Origin of the sequence: Pararhizobium sp. PWRC1-1 (genome assembly GCF_049897905.1) — a bacterium.
Classification (GTDB): domain Bacteria; phylum Pseudomonadota; class Alphaproteobacteria; order Rhizobiales; family Rhizobiaceae; genus Pararhizobium.
This window is the reverse complement of sequence record NZ_JAFCXE010000008.1, coordinates 37,014-55,837: the sequence shown is the minus strand read 5'-3', so window position 1 is coordinate 55,837 and position 18,824 is coordinate 37,014. Positions and strand designations below refer to the sequence as shown.

Below are 18,824 nucleotides of genomic sequence, written 5' to 3'. Positions count from 1 at the left end.
CAACGGGTCTATATCGTATAGGGCACGCGCACGAAGGGCGAATCGGCCGCGAAATCCTTGGTGTTTCGGGTGATGAGCAACATACCGTTTGCCTGTGCCGAAGCCTCGATAATCGCGTCCGGCAACTTGATGCGCCGCTTGCGGCGAAGCGTCACAGCAAGATCGGCAATCGGTGCGGTCAGCCCGACCAGGCTAAAACCATTGAGAAAAGCGCGCGTTCCCGTCTCAGCCTCCTCGCGGGCGCCTGCCATGACCTCCATCCATGAAATGATGCTAATGGCCTTTTCCTCATAGAGAGCAAGCTCGTCGCGAGCCTGTGCAATACCATTGAGATAGTCGATCAGGATATTGGTATCGAACAGTGCCTTCACCATTCGCCGCGAACTTTCTCCTGATAGGACAGCCCATCCATTCCAGCTTCGCCCCAGAGCCCGAAGGCGTCGCTGATGTCAACGCGGCGCCGGCGTTGGACGTATTCGTCGATTGCTGCCCGGATCACTGCTGCACGCGACAGCTTTTCCGCTCTTGCTATATCTTCAAGTGCCTCAACTTGAAGCGCGGTAATGTCAATCAGAGTTCTCATGAGGTCCATCCTATATATCGATATACGATATCATTTTAGCGGAGACTTGTCATCTGAGTGCTTTCGAAAGCCCGCAATTGTCGGTTTTAAGCTCGACTTAAGGCCCATTTCATGTCAGTGCGCTGTGCATGAAAACGGAAGTCAAAATTTGCGGGCTGAAGACTGCCGAGGCCGTGGATCGGGCCGTGGCGCTCGGCGCGCGCTATACGGGTTTCATCTTCTTTCCCAAGAGCCCGCGCAATATCGAGCCCGATGATGCCGGCCGGCTGGCGGAGCGCATTCGCGGCAAGGCGAAGATCGTTGCCGTCACCGTCGATGCCGATAATGATGATCTCGACGAGATTGTCTCGGCGCTGTCGCCCGACATTCTCCAGCTTCACGGCAATGAGAGCCCCGAGCGTGTCCTGAACGTCAAGGCGGTCTACGGATTGCCGGTTATCAAGGCGCTCTCCATTCGTGAGGCTGATGATCTCAGGCGGATCGAACCCTATATAGGAATAGCCGACCGCTTCCTGTTCGACGCCAAGCCGCCGAAAGGTTCGGATTTGCCGGGCGGCAACGGCGTGTCTTTCGACTGGAAGCTCTTGCATGCGCTTGACGAAAGCGTTGATTACATGCTTTCCGGTGGTTTGAACGCGGAGAATATCGGTGAAGCCCTGGCTCTGACCGGCGCCAAGGCCATCGATACGTCCTCAGGTGTGGAAAGCGCGCCGGGTGTCAAGGATCTGGGGCGCATGGAAGAGTTTTTCGAGGCTGTTTCCCGCGCGCAAGCGGATATGGCCGGAGCCAAAACATTGGCAGGGAGAAGCAAGTGAACGAGAAGCCAAACCCGAATTCGTTCAAGACCGGACCCGATGAAGATGGCCGCTTCGGCATTTTCGGTGGCCGTTTCGTCGCCGAAACTTTGATGCCGCTTATCCTCGACCTGCAGGCCGAGTGGGACAAGGCCAAGACCGATCCGGAATTCCAGGCCGAGCTGAAACATCTCGGTGCCCATTATATCGGCCGCCCGAGCCCGCTCTATTTCGCCGAACGCCTGACGGAGCATCTTGGCGGCGCCAAGATCTATTTCAAGCGCGAAGAGCTGAACCATACCGGCTCGCACAAGATCAACAATTGCATCGGCCAGATCCTTCTGGCCAAGCGCATGGGCAAGACCCGCATCATCGCCGAAACCGGTGCCGGCCAGCATGGCGTGGCGTCCGCCACCGTTGCCGCCCGCTTCGGTCTTCCCTGCGTCGTCTATATGGGCGCAACCGATGTCGAGCGTCAGGCGCCGAACGTTTTTCGCATGAAGCTGCTCGGTGCCGAGGTCAAGCCGGTAACGGCTGGGTCCGGCACGCTGAAGGACGCGATGAACGAAGCCCTGCGCGACTGGGTCACCAATGTCGACGACACCTATTACCTGATCGGCACCGCTGCCGGTCCGCATCCCTATCCGGAAATGGTCCGCGACTTCCAGTCGGTGATCGGTATCGAAGCCAAGCAGCAGATGCTGGAGGCTGAAGGCCGCCTGCCGGATCTAGTCATTGCTGCCGTCGGCGGCGGCTCGAATGCGATCGGCATCTTCCACCCCTTCCTTGACGACGAATCCGTCAAGATCGTCGGCGTCGAAGCCGGTGGCAAGGGTCTGGAGGGTGACGAGCATTGTGCGTCTATCACCGCAGGTTCGCCGGGCGTGCTGCATGGAAACCGCACCTATCTGCTGCAGGACGGCGACGGCCAGATCAAGGAAGGCCATTCGATTTCCGCTGGTCTCGATTATCCCGGCATCGGCCCCGAACATTCCTGGCTCGCCGATATCGGCCGTGTCGATTATGTGCCGATCATGGACCATGAGGCGCTGGAAGCGTTCCAGCTGCTCACACGGCTCGAGGGGATCATTCCGGCATTGGAGCCGAGCCACGCGATCGCCGAAGTGATCAAGCGGGCGCCGAAGATGGGCAAGGACGAGATCATTCTGATGAACCTCTCCGGCCGCGGCGACAAGGACATCTTCACCGTCGGCAAATTGCTTGGAATGGGACTGTAACCGCATGACCGCACGCATGGACAAACGATTTGCCGATCTGGCCGCCGAAGGCCGGCCGGCGCTGGTCACCTACTTCATGGGCGGCGATCCGGATTTCGAGACGTCGCTGGCCATCATGAAGGCTTTGCCGTCGGCCGGTGCCGATATCATCGAGCTTGGCATGCCCTTTTCCGATCCGATGGCCGATGGCCCCGCGATCCAGCTGGCCGGACAGCGCGCGCTGAAAGGCGGGCAGACACTGGCCAAGACCCTGGAGATCGCCCGCCATTTCCGCGAAAGCGATCAGGATACGCCGATCGTCATGATGGGCTACTACAACCCGATCTACATCTATGGCGTTGAACGCTTTCTCGACGACGCACTGGCTTGCGGTATCGACGGCCTGATCGTCGTCGATCTGCCGCCAGAAATGGATGACGAATTGTGCATCCCGGCGTTGAAGAAAGACATCAACTTCATTCGCTTGGCGACGCCGACCACTGACGACAAGCGGTTGCCGAAGGTTCTCGAAAATACCTCTGGTTTCGTCTATTATGTCTCGATGAACGGCATCACCGGCTCCGCTCTGCCGGATCCCACTGTTGTCGGCGGTGCCGTGCAGCGGATCAAGGGCCATACGAAACTTCCGGTCTGCGTCGGCTTCGGCGTCAAGACGGCTGAGCATGCCCGCGCCATCGGTGCGTCGGCAGATGGCGTGGTCGTTGGCACCGCCATCGTCAACCAGATAGCGTCCAGCCTGACCGGGGACGGAAAATCAACAGGGGCAACGGTACCGGGCGTCGAAACGCTGGTTCGCGGCCTTGCAGTCGGCGTTCGCTCCGCGAAACTTGTCGCGGCCGAATAAATGCCCACATTGTGGGGCAGGACCGGCTTTGAATATTCAGGAGTTTGGATTTGAACTGGATCACGAATTACGTTCGACCGAAGATCAACTCGATGCTCGGTCGCCGGGAAGTTCCGGAAAATCTCTGGATCAAGTGCCCGGAAACTGGCGAGATGGTGTTTCATCGCGATCTCGAGGAAAACAAATGGGTCATCCCCGCATCCGGCTTCCATATGAAGATGCCGGCCAAGGCGCGGTTGAAGGACCTGTTCGATGATGGCGTCTATGAGGGCCTGCCGCAGCCGAAGGTGGCGCAGGACCCATTGAAGTTCCGCGATTCGAAGAAATATGTCGATCGCCTGCGCGACAGCCGCATCAAGACCGATCTCGAAGACACGATCGTTGCCGGTGTTGGCCGTTGCCGTGGTGTCAAGCTGGTCGGCGTCGTGCATGAGTTCAACTTCATGGGCGGCTCGCTCGGCATGGCTGCCGGAGAGGCGATCGTCAAGGCGTTCGAAAAGGCGATTGCTGAAAAATGCCCGCTGGTGATCTTCCCGGCTTCGGGCGGCGCCCGCATGCAGGAAGGCATCCTGTCGCTGATGCAGCTGCCGCGCACCACGGTCGCCGTGCAGATGCTCAAGGAAGCGGGCCTTCCCTATATCGTCGTGCTCACCAACCCGACCACGGGTGGCGTGACGGCGTCCTATGCCATGCTGGGCGATCTGCATCTGGCCGAACCCGGTGCCGAGATCTGCTTTGCCGGCAAGCGCGTCATCGAACAGACCATTCGCGAAAAGTTGCCGGAAGGTTTCCAGACATCGGAATACCTGATGGAACACGGCATGATCGACATGGTCATCAAGCGCCACGATATTCCAGACACGCTGGCCCGTGTCCTGAAGATCCTGATGAAAAAGCCGGTCGATGCCGCCAAGCTGAATGGCAGCACCGCGATCGCTGCGGTCCCGATGGCCGCCAGCGCCTGAGCTTAAAAATACGAAGGGCGCTCGGGATTGCCCCGGTCGCCCGTAAGCGATGAGATCATTTGGGATTGGCGCGTCTTGAGCGCGCTTGAATGAGCGCCCGGCGCTCCGGCGGTAGTTGGAGGAGCGGTGATGAGCACGGTGCAGGTGTCCGAAGCCGGACAGGAAATCGACAAGCTGCTGGCGCTTCACCCGAAGGGCTTCGACCTGTCGCTCGACCGGATTACCCGGCTTCTCGATGTGCTCGGCAATCCGCAGGACAAGCTGCCACCGGTCATCCATGTGGCCGGCACCAACGGCAAGGGTTCGGTGACTGCCTTTTCCCGCGCGATCCTGGAAGCTGCCGGACTTACCGTCCATGTTCATACATCGCCGCATCTGGTCAACTGGCACGAGCGTTATCGCCTCGGCAAAAAGGGCGAACGCGGCGCGCTGGTCAGCGATGCCGTGCTGGCCGATGCCGTTCGCCGCGTCGGCGAGGCCAATGCCGGCCAGAAGATCACCGTCTTCGAAATCCTGACGGCCGTCACCTTCGTGCTGTTTGCCGAGCATCCGGCCGATGTCGTCATCATCGAAGTCGGCCTCGGTGGCCGTTTCGATGCCACCAATGTCATCAAGACACCCGCCGTTTCGGTCATCATGCCGATCTCGCTCGATCATCAGGCCTATCTCGGCGATCGTGTCGAACTGATAGCTGCCGAAAAGGCGGGGATCATGAAGCGCGGCTGCCCGGTGGTGATCGGCCATCAGGAAGAAGATACGGCTCGCGACGTACTGGTCTCCATCGCCGAACGGCTGAATTGCCCGCTCTCGGTCTATGGGCAGGACTTCATGGCGCATGAGGAATTCGGCCGCCTGGTCTATCAGGACGATTTCGGTCTGGCCGATTTGCCGCTGCCGCGGCTGCCCGGCCGCCATCAATATGCCAATGCCGCCGCCGCCATCCGCGCCGTGAAGGCCGCCGGTTTCAATGTATCCGATGCCGTCATCGACAAAGGACTGGTTACGGTCGAATGGCAAGGCCGCCTGCAGCGGTTGACCGAAGGCAGTTTGGCGCGCCTGGCGCCGGAGGGATCGGAAATCTGGGTGGATGGCGGCCATAATCCAGGCGCTGGCCAGGTCATTGCCGAAACAATGGCCAACCTGGAAGAACGCGATCCGCGGCCGCTGTTCCTGATCATCGGAATGATCAACACCAAGGATCCGGTCGGCTATTTTCAAGCATTCAAGGGGTTGGCCGAACAGGTGTTTACCGTTCCGATTCGCGGCTCCGACGCTGGAATAGACGCGGTCGCTCTCGCCGCCGATGCAGCTTCGGCAGGCTTCGAGGCAGGCGCGATGTCCACAGTCGCCGAAGCGCTTGGAGCGATTACGGCGATGTTCAACGAGGATCCGGTCGCGCCGCGCATCCTGATCGGCGGCTCACTCTATCTGGTCGGCGACGTTCTGGCCGACAACGGCACGCCGCCGCGATAAAACGCGCGGCTCGCCCATCTGAGTTCCTGAGCAGAGAAAACGAATGTACGACAATAATCCTGAATTGCCCGAGGGCTATTCGCCCATCCCGCCCGGCAAGGTTGCCAATGTGGTGACGTTTCTGGAAATGCGAAAGCGCCCGGCGGAAACGGCCGGCTTGCCGGACCTGCCGCTCACGCTGGTGCGCCTCGGTCCACACAATCTCGATATCTACCGGCGCCTGTTTCGCGAGGTCGGGGAGGACTGGCTATGGGTCTCCATGCTGGAGATCGGCGATGACGAGGTGCGCGACATTCTCGCCCATCCGTCGATGGAGACCTATGCGCTGCGCGACGGTGATCGCGATATCGGCCTGCTCGAGCTCGACTTTCGCGTGACCGGCGAATGCGAAGTGGTCTATTTCGGCGTGGTCAAGGATGCGATCGGCAAGGGCACGGGCCGTTTCCTGATGAACCAGGCGATTGCCAAGGCGTGGGCGCATCCGATCGAGCGGTTCTGGCTGCACACCTGCACATTCGATCATCCCGCCGCTGTTGGCTTCTATCAGCGCTCCGGCTTCAAGCCCTATACGTTGATGGTCGAGATCCACGACGATCCGCGTCTGATGGGTCTGCTACCGAAAACCGCTGCACCGCATATTCCATTGCTGGAGCCTGCCGCCGGCGTCAAATGACTTTGCAGAAACGAAAAAAGCCCGGTTTCCCGGGCTTTTTTGATTCCACTTGGAATTTCACTTACGCAGCAGCGTTGGCAATCCACGAGGTCAGGGCCGTCTTCGGCGCAGCACCCACCTTGATGTCGGCAACTTCGCCGGCCTTGAACATGGCAAGGGTCGGGATAGAGCGCACGCCATACTGGGCGGCGATTTCCGGGTTCTCGTCGATGTTGACCTTGGCAACCTTGACCTTACCAGCCATTTCAACGGAAATTTCTTCCAGGCTCGGAGCGATCATCTTGCACGGGCCGCACCATTCGGCCCAGAAGTCCACGATGACAGGCTCGACGGAGTTCAGGACTTCGTCCTGAAAATTGGAAGTATCGACTTTTACGGTAGCCATAGGCTGCTCCTTGGTTTCGAAATCGGCGTTCTTCGAACGGTTGTCCATCATGTGATGGTTGAGCGTCAGCTTTTCAATCCCATCCCTATCTCACTTTGTCGCGAGCTCCACAAGGCTCCCGTCCAGCATCGCCTGTGGCAGGATGAGAACGGTGGGACCCCCGGTATAAATCAGAGCACACTGGATGAGGTGATCCGGGTAAAGCGGCTTCAGCAGGGCGCGGTAAATCGCCAACTGCGCCCGGTAGACGAAGGGGACCGCTTCGGCGGATTCCGGGATTTCGCGGTTGGTCTTGAAATCGGCAATGATGACGGTTTTTTCCGAGACGGCCAGCCGGTCGATACGGCCGGACACCGCAAAATCCTTGGCTCCGAGCTTGAGCGCACCCATGACGGACACTTCCGCCCGGCTGCCTTCGGAGAACAGCGCGGCGAGTTCCGGATGCTCGATCACCTTCAGGACCGATTCGGTCAGGGCCTGCCGTTGCGGGGCAGACCAGCGCGGAACGGAGCGAAGCAGATAACGCTCGGCCGCAGGCCCTCGTTCTTCAGGCGTGATCGATGGCAGGACCTGCAGGAACCGGTGCAGGATCGCACCGCGCAGCAACGACGTGTCGGCGCTAGGCTTTTGCGAGAACAAGGAGGAACCGACGATGGTACCGCTATCCTCCTCGTCGATCACCGCACCCGCGCCGGAAGGGCTGAGGGGCCGGGGCAGATGTTTTTGCGGCGGCAATGGCTGTAGGAGTGCCGGCGGCAGGCCGGTGTGTTGCGTTTCCCCCGTATCCACGCCCCGCTCCTGTGTCTGCAGATCGCGGCCGGACGCGGAAACCTGCCAGCGATAACCGGTCCATTCCTGGTCGCCGGCGGAAAACGTCATCGGCGCACTGCGGCCGCGCTCATCGGCAGACAGACTGCCGGTGACCATCGCATGCCAGCTTTCGGTGTTGGCGCGCTTGCCCTGATAACCGCAGACGATCAGCCGGTCGGCCGCGCGTGTCATGCCGACGTAGAGCAGTCGGCGGTATTCTTCCTCGGCCGCCGTCTTCAGCCGGTCTGTATCCGCATCCACCAGCGCGTTCGATGCGGCGCCCGGCGGACGCCAGACGGGCAGGGCCATGGCACCCTGATGATCGTCCTGCTTGATCATGCGCAGGCCTGAAACATGCTGGGAATTGAACGCCTTGCCGCCGCCATCAACCAGGAAGACCACCGGTGCTTCTAGGCCCTTGGCCGCGTGGACCGTCATGATGCGGACCTCGTTGCGCTCCTTGTCCTGTTCGCGCTTGACCGTTGGCGCTTCCATTTCCAGCCCGGAAATGAAGGCCTGCAGGCCGGGAAGGCCGTTCTTTTCATGGTCGAGCGCAAAGGTCAGGAATTCGTCGAGAATATCGCTGACTTCGGTGCCGAGCCGTCCGAGATAGGCCGCCCGCCCGCCGTCCTGGCCAAGGATCTGCGCGTAGAAATCATGCACGGGCAGGGTACGCGATAGCGATCTGTAGCGCTGCAGCTTACTCAGCGCGGGATGATAGCGGCTCGTCTCGTCGGCGCCGAAATCCAGAAGGTTTTTCCAGAGACTGACGGATGATGGCCTACCCACCGCCAGCGCGGCGATATCGTCTTCGCCAAGGTTGAACAGCGGGCTCTTCAACACCGCAGCCAGCGACAGATCGTCCGGCGGCAGAAGCACGAAACGGCCAAGCGCCATCAGGTCCTGCACGGCAATGTGGTTGGTCAGCACCAGCCGGTCGGCGCCGGCAACGGGGATATTCTCCCGCGTCTTCAAGGCCCGGGTCAGCGCATTAACGAAGGCGTCGCGCTTGCGCACGAGAACGATGACATCGCCCGGCTGCATCGGCCGTCTGACGCCCTTTTCGATCACCGTTTCCCGGCCGATCCAGTCGGCCAGGATAGAGGCGATGCGCTGTGCTAGGATATTGGCCGGCGCATCCTCCGGCGTCGCGTCGAAGGCGGCGGTCCAATCGTCCTCCCGGATGCTGTCGGCCGGCGCGATCGCATCCCAGACCTCGACGACACCGGGATGGCCGATGCGGTTAGAGGCGTGCACGACAGCATCGTTACGGGCACTCAAACCACGGGCATGGAGCGGATTTTCAAACACGGTATCGACGGCTGAAAGCACATCCTCGGTAGAGCGGAAGGACAGCTGCAGCCGGATAGGGCTGAAGGCCTTGCCGCCATCGCGGACCCGCCGTTCGGTCTCGATGCTCTCGTTGGAAAACCGCTCGGGCCGGGCGCCCTGGAACGAATAGATCGACTGTTTCTCATCACCGACCGCAAACATCGTCCGGTTGCCACCGCGCGCCGTTTCGCCGGAGAAGAAATCCTCGGCGAGCGACTGGATGATCGTCCATTGCACCGGGCTGGTGTCCTGCGCCTCATCGACAAGGATATGGTCGATACCCTGGTCGAGCTTGTAGTGGATCCAGCGGCTGACATCGCCCCGCGATAAAAGCGTCGCCGTACGGTTGATCAGGTCATCGAAATCCAGCTGGCTGCGGCTTTTCTTGATGTCTTCGTAGTCGCTGTTCAGCCGGTCGGCGAGCACCAGTGCCGCCTTGGTGGCCTCGAACATCGCAATCAGGTTGAGCCGGTCGGTGGCGGCAGCGATATGGTCACGGGCCCCGTTGACGAGGTCCTCCAGATCCGGCGCCTTGTCGCGCATACCCTTGGACATGAAGGCGGAATCGGCTTTCGGCTTGCCAGCCTGGGTGAAGAACAGCCCGTTCAGTGCGTTATAGCGCTGCAGGGGATCGGCGAGTTTGCCGACCATGCGCAGGCCATCGGCGAACTCCGTAACCTTGGCTCCCCCGGCTGACAGCGCCATGCCGATATAACGTTCGAGCGCCGCACCGTTCAGACCCTTCAGAGGCCAGAATCCGGCTAATGCCGTTTGCGTTGTCTCATCCGGGCCGAGCCCCAAGGCCAGCCGAAGCGCCGGATCGATACCCCCTTTGCTCGCGGCTTCATCTAGAAACACCTGGATCGGCGTGCGCTGGGCAACGATGGCAGACAGCAGTTTTTCAAGGCCGGTATCGTCGGCGAGGTCGAGCACCGTGGCAAAGGCCTCGGTCAGTTCGCGGTCATCCTCGCTTGCGGTGGCGGTCAATAGCGCCCGCCGTGCATCGGCCAGAAGCGTGGCGGAGGCGCGGTCGTCGAGCACGGAGAAATGACCGGCGACATTGGCCTCCAGCGGAAATTGATGCAGGAGTGCCTCGCAGAACGCGTGGATCGTCTGGATCTTCAAGCCGCCGGGCGTTTCTAGCGCCCGCGCAAACAGGCGGCGGGCCTCCTGGCGTTTCAACAGGTCAGGCCTCTCGCCCTCGATCGCCGCGATCCGGCCGTCCAGCGCGTCGTCATCCAGCGTCACCCATTCGGCCAGCCGCTCGAACACGCGGTTGGACATTTCCGATGCCGCCGCCTTGGTGTAGGTCAGGCAAAGAATCGCCGACGGCCGGCAACCGGACAACAGGAGCCGGATAACGCGCTGCGTCAGCACATGCGTCTTGCCGGAGCCGGCATTGGCGGAAACCCAGGCGGAGCGGGCGGGGTCGGAGGCAAGTGCCTGCTTGGCCGAGGTCCAGTCGAGCCAGGCCTGCGGCGTTGGCTCAAACGGGCCGAAATCGTCATCCTTCATTGCTGTCATCCTCGCCTTCCGCCGTTGCCCATTCGGCAACGCGGGCCAGATGGTCGTACTCGCCGCCGTAATCGCGTTCCTTTTGCACGATCAACCGGGAGGCAAAACCGTATTTGCCGCTCATCAGGGCAGCGAGAAGACCTGTCAGTTCATTCAGCGAATCCTCGGCCAGTTGCTCGGCCGATTTGGTCTCGACATTGGCGCGCGCCTTGGCGTGCTCATTGTTGACCTCCTGCACGGCAAACCGCTCGCCGGGTTTGAGCCTGACGTAAAGCAGCGATTGCGGGTGTTTCGCTCCCGTCTTCTGGAAGGCGCCGGCCTTGAGCGCTGCCGCTTCCAGTGCCAGCTGAGGATCGAGCAGGGCGCGGGCCTCGTTGATCGAGGGGTTCGATCCCGTCTTGTAATCGACGACCACGGCGCTTCCATCGCCGAGAATATCGATCCGGTCGGCAATGCCGGTCAGCTTGATGTCGGAAACCCCAAGTTCCATCGATGCGTAGAGTTCGGTAAAACTCTTGCGGACATCGCCCTGGCGGCTGATTTCCCAATCGATGAAAGCCTTGCCGACAGCGGCAAAGCGCGGCCGCCAGACGATATCGATATGGGAAGGCAGGGCCTGCTCGTCAAAAGCCTCGTTGAGAATCCGGTTCATTTCCGTCTGTGCTTCCGGCGATGCTGCATCCAGCCCGGCACGCACGAAACGCTCGACGATCTTGTGGTACAGCGTGCCGCGCTCGGCAGCGCCCGGATCGCGGTTGAAGGGATCGATCGGCTGTAGGCGCAGGATGCGCCGCGCATAGACGGCATAGGGATCGCGCCGTAGTCGGCTCACCTCGCTGAAGGAATAGCTGCGCGGCTGGTGTTCCGCTGATGGTTTCGGCTCCGGCCTCTTGGCCAGCGGCTGGGTGACGCCCTGATCCAGCATACCAGCCCATTGCTGATAGTCCCTGCCATTGTTGCGCAACGTTGCCGCAAAGGACTTGCCGCCGACAGCCAGAAGCCGTTGCAGCCAGCGGGAGGCGACGGTCGGCGTTGCACCCTTGCGCATGGCGCGGGTCAAGATGAGTTTGCGCGTGCCGCAGGCCATCTGGAAATCATGCGCCAGCTGGCCGATCCGCCGCTCCGGCGGCTCAAGCCCCATCGTCGTCTTCATCGTGCGCGACAGGAATGGATCATTGGCTGTCTGGCCGGGCCAGGTGCCTTCGTTCATGCCGCCGAGAACCACGAGATCGACGCTCTGCAGGCGCGATTCGAGTGCGCCGAAAATGAACACGCGGGGATGGCGCATCGAGCGCGGCTTGATCGATTCGCTCGCCGACAAGGCTTCGACGATATCGCTCCATTGCGGCCCATCCGCCGTCAGCTGGCCTTCGGTGTCGATGACGGAGCGCAGCTGCGTCGCCAGTGCTTCGCCGGCTTCACCCGACCACAGCCCGGCAAGGCTGCCTTGCTCATCGATGGCGACCGCTTCCAGCGCGGCTCCGGTTTTCTCTGCCCATTGCGAGAGCGGCAAGGCTGCCGTCAGCCCACGGCCGCTTCTGCGATGACGCACCAATGTGCCGGCCAGCGGCTCGGCTGCCGCAGCAATGCGCCGGGCAAGATCGCGGGCTTGTTCGATGGTCTCGTCATCGATCTGGCCGCGCCATTCCGGCAGATGCTTTTTGCCGATCTCATGCTGCAGCGTCTGGTCGAGAAGGGCTTCAAGCTCGGAAATATCGGCGCTGCCGGTGCCCCCGCGCAGCGCCATCAGCTCCAGCGTCGTGGCCGCTGCATTCATCGCTTCCAATGAAAGGCCGAAACGCGCGAGCGGATGTTTGAGAAGCGCCACGATCGATACGGGATCGCCCGGCCGCAACGAAGCCTCAAGCAGCAGACGCGTCAGGCTGCCGGGTCCGGTGGACGAGAGCGGCGTACCGGCGGAATCGTCGGCCTCAATGCCGAACCGCATCAGTTCTGCCGCGACCCGGCGTGCAAGGTCGCGATCGGGCGTGATGAGGGCTGCCTGGCTTTCCTCATTGCCGTGCAGCGCCAGGCGCAGCGCAATGGCGATGGCGGTTGCCTCCTCGCGCTCATTGGCCGTTTCGATCAGCGCGGCGTCGGCAAAGGCGGCCGTCAACCGGGCAGGATCCACATCGTCACGCAGCGCCGTCCAGCTGCTGGTCGCCTGCACCGGCAAAAGGGCATAGGAGATCAGCTCCGCCCGGTAATCGAGATCAGGCTGCGAGCTACCGAGAACCGCAACATCCTGGCGGGAAACGTCCATGCGCTTCAGCAGGCGGAAGAACCCGTATTGCGGATGGCTGCGGCTCGCCGGATCCGGCCGGCCGGTCAGCGTTCCGGTTTCCGGCGCGATCATCATCCACTCGGCATCGCTCATCGTCTGGTCGAGACCGGGCAAGACGATCGTGCCGTTTGGAAGTTTCTGCACAGCAGCAATCAGCTTGGCGGTTGCCGGGATCGAGCCGGTGGAGCCGGCGATGATGATCGGGCCGGTCACCTTGCCGCTGGCGATGCGCTGGGCCTCGGCTTCAAGGATGGCGTTGCGGTGGCGGGCGGGCGAGGATTGCTTCAACTCCTCCAGCCGGGCTGGCCAGTAGCTGCTGGCAATTTTCAGGAACGCCAGCGTCAGCTGCCACCAGAGCGCATGGTCGGCGTCATCGAGCTTGCCGAGCGCGTCCCAGTCCAGCTCCTCCGTCTCCATCGCGTCGATGATCTCGGAGAGATTGCGCGCCAGCCAGATGGCATCGGCGGGGCTGGCCGGTGCGATCAGCGGGCTTTCCGCATGCACGTCGAGCACAGCCTTCGGCAGCTGGTTTCGCCAGGCAAGGATAAGGCAGCCCAGCTCGATCAGCCGGGCGATGTTGGGCAAAGGCGGCGCGAGATCAAGGATCGCCGGGATTTCGGCATCGAAAAAACCGCTGTCGTCATCGGTTTCGCCCAGCGCGCGGATCATCGGCAGAATCGCCGAGCGTCCGCCGAGGCAATCGACGAGCTCGGAGCGCAGCACGCGGGCCGAGCGCCGAGTCGGCACGAAGATGGTCACGCCGGCAAGCGACAGCGGATCGGCCGTGTCGTAACGAAAACCCGGAACCAGTTCGCCGGAACACAGCTTTTCGACCAGCGTCTTCAGGAAGGGAAGGCCGGGTGGAATGGTGAAGACGTTGGAGACGGGGTCCGTCACGTCATCAGGCTCCTGTTGCAAACTGTTGGATGGCGTCTTCGGCCTGGCCGACCGCTTCAGGCGTTCCGACCGTCAGCCAGTGACCATCGAGGACGATACCGAAAAGCCTGTTTCTGGCTATCGCCCGGTCGAAGTAGATGTTGAGGTTGAAAGCATCCTGCGGCGCATCGGTGAAAAGGTGGCTGTGCAGCGCGATGGCGCCCGCATAAACGACAGGATTGTCCATGCCGTCCTTGTAGCGGGAAAGCCGCCCCTCCGCATCGAGCGAGAAATCCAACTTGCCATTGTGTCCGGTCGTGTCTTCGTTGCGGACGCAGAGCAGCGCCATGTCCATGGTTTCCGGATCGAAGAAGGATGCGAGCCTTTCGAGATTGGGCGGAGAATCCGGCTTTTCTCCGACCCAGAACAGGTCCGCATTCATCACCAGAACCGGGCCTTCGGGAAGCAGCGTCAATCCTTTGACCAGGCCTCCACCGGAATTCATCAGCGCTGCCCGTTCGTCTGAAATCACGATGCTTGGCCGGCTTCGCTCAGCCAGATGCGCTTCCATCCGGTCGGCGAAATGATGAACGTTGACCGCTGCCGTCGTCACGCCCGCCGCCTCCAGGAGATCGAGCACATAGTCGATCATCGGCTTTCCCGCGATCGGAACCAGCGGTTTCGGCATGGTGTCGGTGAGCGGGCGCAGACGGGTTCCAAGTCCCGCAGCGAGCACCATGGCGTTTTCGATGATGGACATGGGCAGCACGTATTCCACTGAAGCTTCGACCGTTGATTCGGTCTAAAGGATTCCAGCCTTTATGCACCAATCGCGCAAGGGCGCGAGTGCTTCGTGTTGAAGCGCCACCTCAAGATAGGAAAATGTGCGCGGCATATGCTTCATATAGAAGGGCTTGCCGTCGCGCTGCATCAGCCGCACCCAGATGCCAACGAGCTTGCAATTGCGCTGGGCGGACACCAGATGCCAGTCGCGCCGGAACGTCGTCTCGTCGAACGCTCCGAGAGCGTGGCGCTCGGAGCAATAGAGCGACAGCATCGCGTCGCGCATGTCCGGTTCGATCGTGACGCGGGCATCCTGCGTGATCGAGGCGACGTCATAGGCGGTCGGGCCGATCATCGAATCCTGGAAATCGATGATGCCGATCCGGTCGAACCCTGAGCGGTCGCCGCGCCAGATGATATTAGGCGAGTGGAAATCCCGCAGCAGCAGCTTCTTTTCCGATGAAGGCATAAGATCGATCAGTTGATCCCAGACGGCAAAATAGCCATGGCGCTCGACATCGGAAGCCTTTTCGCCGCGCTTCCAGGGCAGATACCAGTCGAGCAGCAGGCTGGTCTCGATCTTCATCGCCGTGCGGTCGAAATCGGGAATGTGGTGAGTGACGCAGCCGAGCGATATGTCCCGCGTCACTGGCTGCGCGTGCAGATGAGCAAGGACACGCACACTTTCCAGGTAACGCTCGGAGATCGGCCGTCCGTCCGCGTCGAGAATACCGTCACTGCCGAGATCTTCGATCAACAGGATGCCGGCATCGAAATCGCTCTCATAGATGTCCGGAGCGCAAAATCCCTTGTCCCTGATATCGCGGGCAATGGCGACGAACGGGATGACGTCTTCGGCCAGATGCGCCAGCTGCTGGTAATATTTGCCGTCCTGAAGAATTGGGCCCGGCGTGTGACGGGCGGAGTCCATCAGGATGCGGACCGGCTCGCCCTCAACGAGAATGCGTTCATAGGCGCGCGCGGAAGCGTCGCCGCTCAGATGCCGACGTTTGGCGTGGCCGTATCCGCGCTGTCTGAGGAAGGCGCGGATGGCAAGGCTGCGCTCAATTCGCGCAAGGGCGGCGGCTTCGCCGCTGATCGTGACGGCGCGTCCGTCACCGAGATGAGAAAACGTGGCGGTCAGCCGTGACTTCGGCAGCGCTGAAAGCGCATTCTCTGGCCATTCCACCAGGCAGATGCCCTCGGATAGGGCCTCGTCAAAGCCCAGCTCATCGAGTTCCGATACATCCGCGAGCCGGTAGAGATCGAAATGCGAAACGGGAATGCGCAGCTCGTAGCTCTGCACCAGCGTGAAGGTGGGGCTTGGAACCTCTAGCGCCGGATCGTCAGCCACGGCGCGCAGAAAGGCACGCGCCAATGTCGACTTGCCGGCGCCGAGATCACCCGATAGCGCCAGACAGTCACCAGCTTTCAAGGCCAGCGCCAGATCTTCGCCGAGCTCGATGGTGGCTGCCTCGTCCTTGAGGGTGAGCTCGATCACCTGCATTATTCCGCCGCAGCGATCTGCGGCAGGTCGCCCGAAGGGATGCGGCAGGTCACTTCCGTGCCTTCGCCTTCGCGGCTGCGGATCGATACGGTGCCGTGATGCAGGCTGACGAAGCTTTCAACGATAGACAGACCAAGGCCTGCACCGCCGTGCTGGCCGTGGCTTTCGAAACGTTTGAACACGGCGTCGAGCACATCCTGCGGAATGCCGGTGCCACTGTCGGTGACGCTGAAGACGAAATCGCTGCCCTCGCGGCGGCACTTCAGGCTGACCGTGCTGCCGTCGGGCGCAAAATTGGCGGCATTGGTCAAAAGCTTGATGAGGATCTGCTTCAGCCGCTGGTGATCGGCCACGAACAGACCCAGCATATCCGGCGTATCGATCTGCAGGGTGACGGCGCTTTCCTGCAGCCTGTCTGCCATCTGCAACGACACTTCATCGAGGAAATCCGTCAGGTTGATTTCCGACAGGTCCAGCTCGACGATCCCCGCATCGACGGTCGCCAGATCGAGGATGTCGTTGACGATCGTCAGAAGCAGCGAGGACGATGTGGAGATATGATCGACATATTCCGCCTGCCGTTCCGTCAGCGATCCGAAAGCGGGTGTTTTCAGGAGATCGGCAAAGCCGATGATGTTGGTCAGCGGTGAACGCAGCTCATAGGAGACGTGCTGGACGAAATCGTTCTTCAGATGGTCCGCCATCCGCAACGCATCGTTCTTTTCGGTCAGCGCGCGCTCGACCCGGGCGCTATCGGTGATGTTGACGAAAGTCAGCATCGTCTGGGCGTTGGGCAGCGGAATGACGGCGAAATCGAGGATCAAGCCGGTCCGCAGCTCCAGAATACCTTGGCAGGACGGGCGTTCGTCGTCGAAGCTGGTGATGAGATGGGAAAACTGCTTCCAGCCATCCGGCTGGTCGTAGGACGGCGCGCAGGCCTGTTCGATGGCGCGGATATGCGTGCCGGGCTTTGCTTCGATTTCGCTCACGCCCCAAAGTGCGCGGAACGCAGGATTGGACAACTTGATGCGGCCGTCCGGCCCGAACACGGCGACACCTTCCGAGAGGTGGTCGATCGTCTCGCCCTGGACCTGGACCAACGTGTTGTAGCGGGTTTCCAGATCGACCTTTTCCGTCAGGTTTTCAAACACCCAGGTGGCTCCGCCTTGCGGGCGGGCGGTTGCGAACACGCGCAGGGTTTGGCCGTTGGGCAGGTGCCAGAGGTCGGATTGCGTCTCGATCGCCTGATAGACGGCGAGCGCTGAATCCTTCCACTGCTTCCAGTTCAGCTGTTCCGGCAGTTTGCCGACGGCGCGCAGCCGGTCGAGGATCTCGCCATTGCCGGGCTTGCGCTCAAGGAAGCCCATGTCGAGGTCCCACAGGCGCTGGAACGCCTGGTTGTAGAATTGCAGCTGCTGGCTGCCGTCGAAGATCGCCACCGGCGTTGCCAGATGATCGAGCGTTTCGGCGTGGCTCTTCAGGGTGCGGTTGAGTTCCTCGCGGACGGCCTCGACGTCGGAGACGTTGATCGCCATGCCTGCGGATCCGCTGGTGCTCTTGGCGTCCACCACGTCAAAGAACGTCCGGTTTCCACGCACCACGGTGGAGACCTTGTCGCGATAGGGCGAATCATAAGTGCTGAGGACGCGGATTTTCTCGCGTGCGACGGTTGCCAGAAGCTCGCGGCTCTCCTTGACAGCTGCGGAAGGATCGGCGGCTTCAACAGCTTCGGCATAAGCTTCGTTTACCCAGAGAATGGCGCCGTCCGGCCCGCGCTGCCAGACGGGAAGATCGATTGCGTCGAGCAGCGTATGCAGGTTGGACAGCGCGCCGTGCAGGCGGTCGCGTTCCATTTTCACTTCCGCAAGCTCGGCCCGCAGATTGTTCAGTGCCACGAAACGCACGAAGGCGCGGCCGCCGGAAACGCGGCCCTGGGCCTCGATGATTTCACTCCGGCTGGTTTCGACGACAAGGTCGAAGCTCTCTGCATTCGAACGCAGCCGTTCGATGGCTTTTTCCAGCTCGGATGCTGATTGCGATTTAATCCAGCGGCCAAAAGCAAGGAAGTCTCGGTCATCCTGTGGTGCGCCGGTCTCGGCCGGCAGCTGGCCGAGAAATTCAGGTTTGTTCGACTGGCCTTCCCAAACGACGATGCGGCGGTTCTTGTCGGCAATTAGTGCCTGGAACCGCGAAATCCGGTGGTTGGCATCGGCCAGCGCCGTGTTCAGCTCGCGATTGTCGGTCTCCATATTGCCGCGCTGGCGGATCAGCCAGATGGCCGACAGCATTGCTGCAGAAATGACACCGATCAGCACGGAAAAGGTCACGACTTCGGACGAGCCGAAGAGGTTGGCTGTCGCCACGCCTTCAACCGCTGCAAAAGCAGGGCAGGCGAAAGCCACGAGCGTCGAGCTTGCCATGAACCGGCGCAGCAGAGACGGAATCCGGCCGCCAGCGCGTTTCAAAGGACCTGTTTCCATGGCGTGCTTCCCCGTTTGCACCACATATGATCGATGCGCCGGAAAACCCGAATCACGCGATCAGCTGTGTATTCAATACCTTGAAGCGTGCCCCGGCCTTTCGGCAGGGTCCGTTCAAGGTCATTTTGTCCGGTTGCAAATCGCCAAGCAGTGTTAAGTCGAAATCCCGCTAAAGCGGGCCTCGTTCAATTCCGATTGCAGTCCGGCATGTCTTCGTCTGTTTGCCGCCTCAACGACAAGACATCCCATCCGCGACGCGTCTGTTCCGCATCTTCGTCACGA

General features: G+C 61.2%; 14 protein-coding genes. 6 read left to right on the top strand and 8 right to left on the bottom strand.

The window, feature by feature from the left end; translation table 11 throughout:
* Positions 1 to 8: 8 nt before the first annotated feature.
* Positions 9 to 374 carry a type II toxin-antitoxin system VapC family toxin gene (locus ACP7E0_RS14225; RefSeq protein WP_426125687.1) on the bottom strand — a complete coding sequence of 122 codons (366 nt, stop codon included), beginning with the start codon at positions 372 to 374 and terminating at the stop codon, positions 9 to 11.
* Complete coding sequence (locus ACP7E0_RS14220) at positions 368 to 583, bottom strand: ribbon-helix-helix protein, CopG family (protein ID WP_426125686.1); 216 nt, start codon at positions 581 to 583, stop codon at positions 368 to 370. The genes ACP7E0_RS14225 and ACP7E0_RS14220 overlap by 7 nt, the downstream gene beginning before the upstream one ends.
* Positions 584 to 711: 128 nt before the next feature.
* On the opposite strand from ACP7E0_RS14220, the gene ACP7E0_RS14215 reads away from it, so the two are divergent.
* From ACP7E0_RS14215 to ACP7E0_RS14190, 6 genes are all read left to right on the top strand, one after another.
* Positions 712 to 1,398 carry a phosphoribosylanthranilate isomerase gene (locus ACP7E0_RS14215; RefSeq protein WP_426125685.1) on the top strand — a complete coding sequence of 229 codons (687 nt, stop codon included), beginning with the start codon at positions 712 to 714 and terminating at the stop codon, positions 1,396 to 1,398.
* Positions 1,395 to 2,615, top strand: a complete 1,221-nt coding sequence (gene trpB, locus ACP7E0_RS14210) for a tryptophan synthase subunit beta (protein ID WP_426125684.1) — start codon at positions 1,395 to 1,397, stop codon at positions 2,613 to 2,615. Before ACP7E0_RS14215 ends, trpB begins: the two co-directional genes overlap by 4 nt.
* 4 nt (positions 2,616 to 2,619) lie before the next feature.
* Positions 2,620 to 3,459 (top strand): tryptophan synthase subunit alpha, encoded by an 840-nt coding sequence (gene trpA, locus ACP7E0_RS14205; protein WP_426125683.1) that lies wholly within the window; start codon positions 2,620 to 2,622, stop codon positions 3,457 to 3,459.
* Between the two features lie 50 nt (positions 3,460 to 3,509).
* Positions 3,510 to 4,424: an acetyl-CoA carboxylase, carboxyltransferase subunit beta gene (accD, locus tag ACP7E0_RS14200; protein WP_426125682.1), complete on the top strand. Its 915-nt coding sequence runs from the start codon at positions 3,510 to 3,512 to the stop codon at positions 4,422 to 4,424.
* Between the two features lie 129 nt (positions 4,425 to 4,553).
* Positions 4,554 to 5,897, top strand: coding sequence for a bifunctional folylpolyglutamate synthase/dihydrofolate synthase (locus tag ACP7E0_RS14195; RefSeq protein WP_426125681.1), 1,344 nt, complete (start codon positions 4,554 to 4,556; stop codon positions 5,895 to 5,897).
* Between the two features lie 43 nt (positions 5,898 to 5,940).
* Positions 5,941 to 6,570, top strand: coding sequence for a GNAT family N-acetyltransferase (locus ACP7E0_RS14190; protein ID WP_426125680.1), 630 nt, complete (start codon positions 5,941 to 5,943; stop codon positions 6,568 to 6,570).
* Between the two features lie 61 nt (positions 6,571 to 6,631).
* On the opposite strand, the gene trxA is transcribed toward ACP7E0_RS14190, so the two are convergent.
* The 6 genes from trxA to ACP7E0_RS14160 all read right to left on the bottom strand — a co-directional run bounded on the left by trxA (position 6,632) and on the right by ACP7E0_RS14160 (position 18,542).
* Positions 6,632 to 6,955, bottom strand: a complete 324-nt coding sequence (gene trxA / locus ACP7E0_RS14185; RefSeq protein WP_113313031.1) for a thioredoxin — start codon at positions 6,953 to 6,955, stop codon at positions 6,632 to 6,634.
* 90 nt (positions 6,956 to 7,045) lie between these two features.
* Positions 7,046 to 10,612 carry a double-strand break repair helicase AddA gene (gene addA, locus ACP7E0_RS14180; protein ID WP_426125856.1) on the bottom strand — a complete coding sequence of 1,189 codons (3,567 nt, stop codon included), beginning with the start codon at positions 10,610 to 10,612 and terminating at the stop codon, positions 7,046 to 7,048.
* Positions 10,602 to 13,793 (bottom strand): double-strand break repair protein AddB, encoded by a 3,192-nt coding sequence (gene addB / locus ACP7E0_RS14175; protein WP_426125679.1) that lies wholly within the window; start codon positions 13,791 to 13,793, stop codon positions 10,602 to 10,604. Before addB ends, addA begins: the two co-directional genes overlap by 11 nt.
* Positions 13,794 to 13,797: 4 nt before the next feature.
* Positions 13,798 to 14,532 (bottom strand): nucleotidyltransferase family protein, encoded by a 735-nt coding sequence (locus ACP7E0_RS14170; protein ID WP_426125678.1) that lies wholly within the window; start codon positions 14,530 to 14,532, stop codon positions 13,798 to 13,800.
* 42 nt (positions 14,533 to 14,574) lie between these two features.
* Positions 14,575 to 16,062 (bottom strand): tRNA (adenosine(37)-N6)-threonylcarbamoyltransferase complex ATPase subunit type 1 TsaE, encoded by a 1,488-nt coding sequence (gene tsaE, locus ACP7E0_RS14165; protein ID WP_426125676.1) that lies wholly within the window; start codon positions 16,060 to 16,062, stop codon positions 14,575 to 14,577.
* Positions 16,062 to 18,542, bottom strand: coding sequence for an ATP-binding protein (locus ACP7E0_RS14160; RefSeq protein WP_426125675.1), 2,481 nt, complete (start codon positions 18,540 to 18,542; stop codon positions 16,062 to 16,064). Before ACP7E0_RS14160 ends, tsaE begins: the two co-directional genes overlap by 1 nt.
* Positions 18,543 to 18,824: the final 282 nt, after the last annotated feature.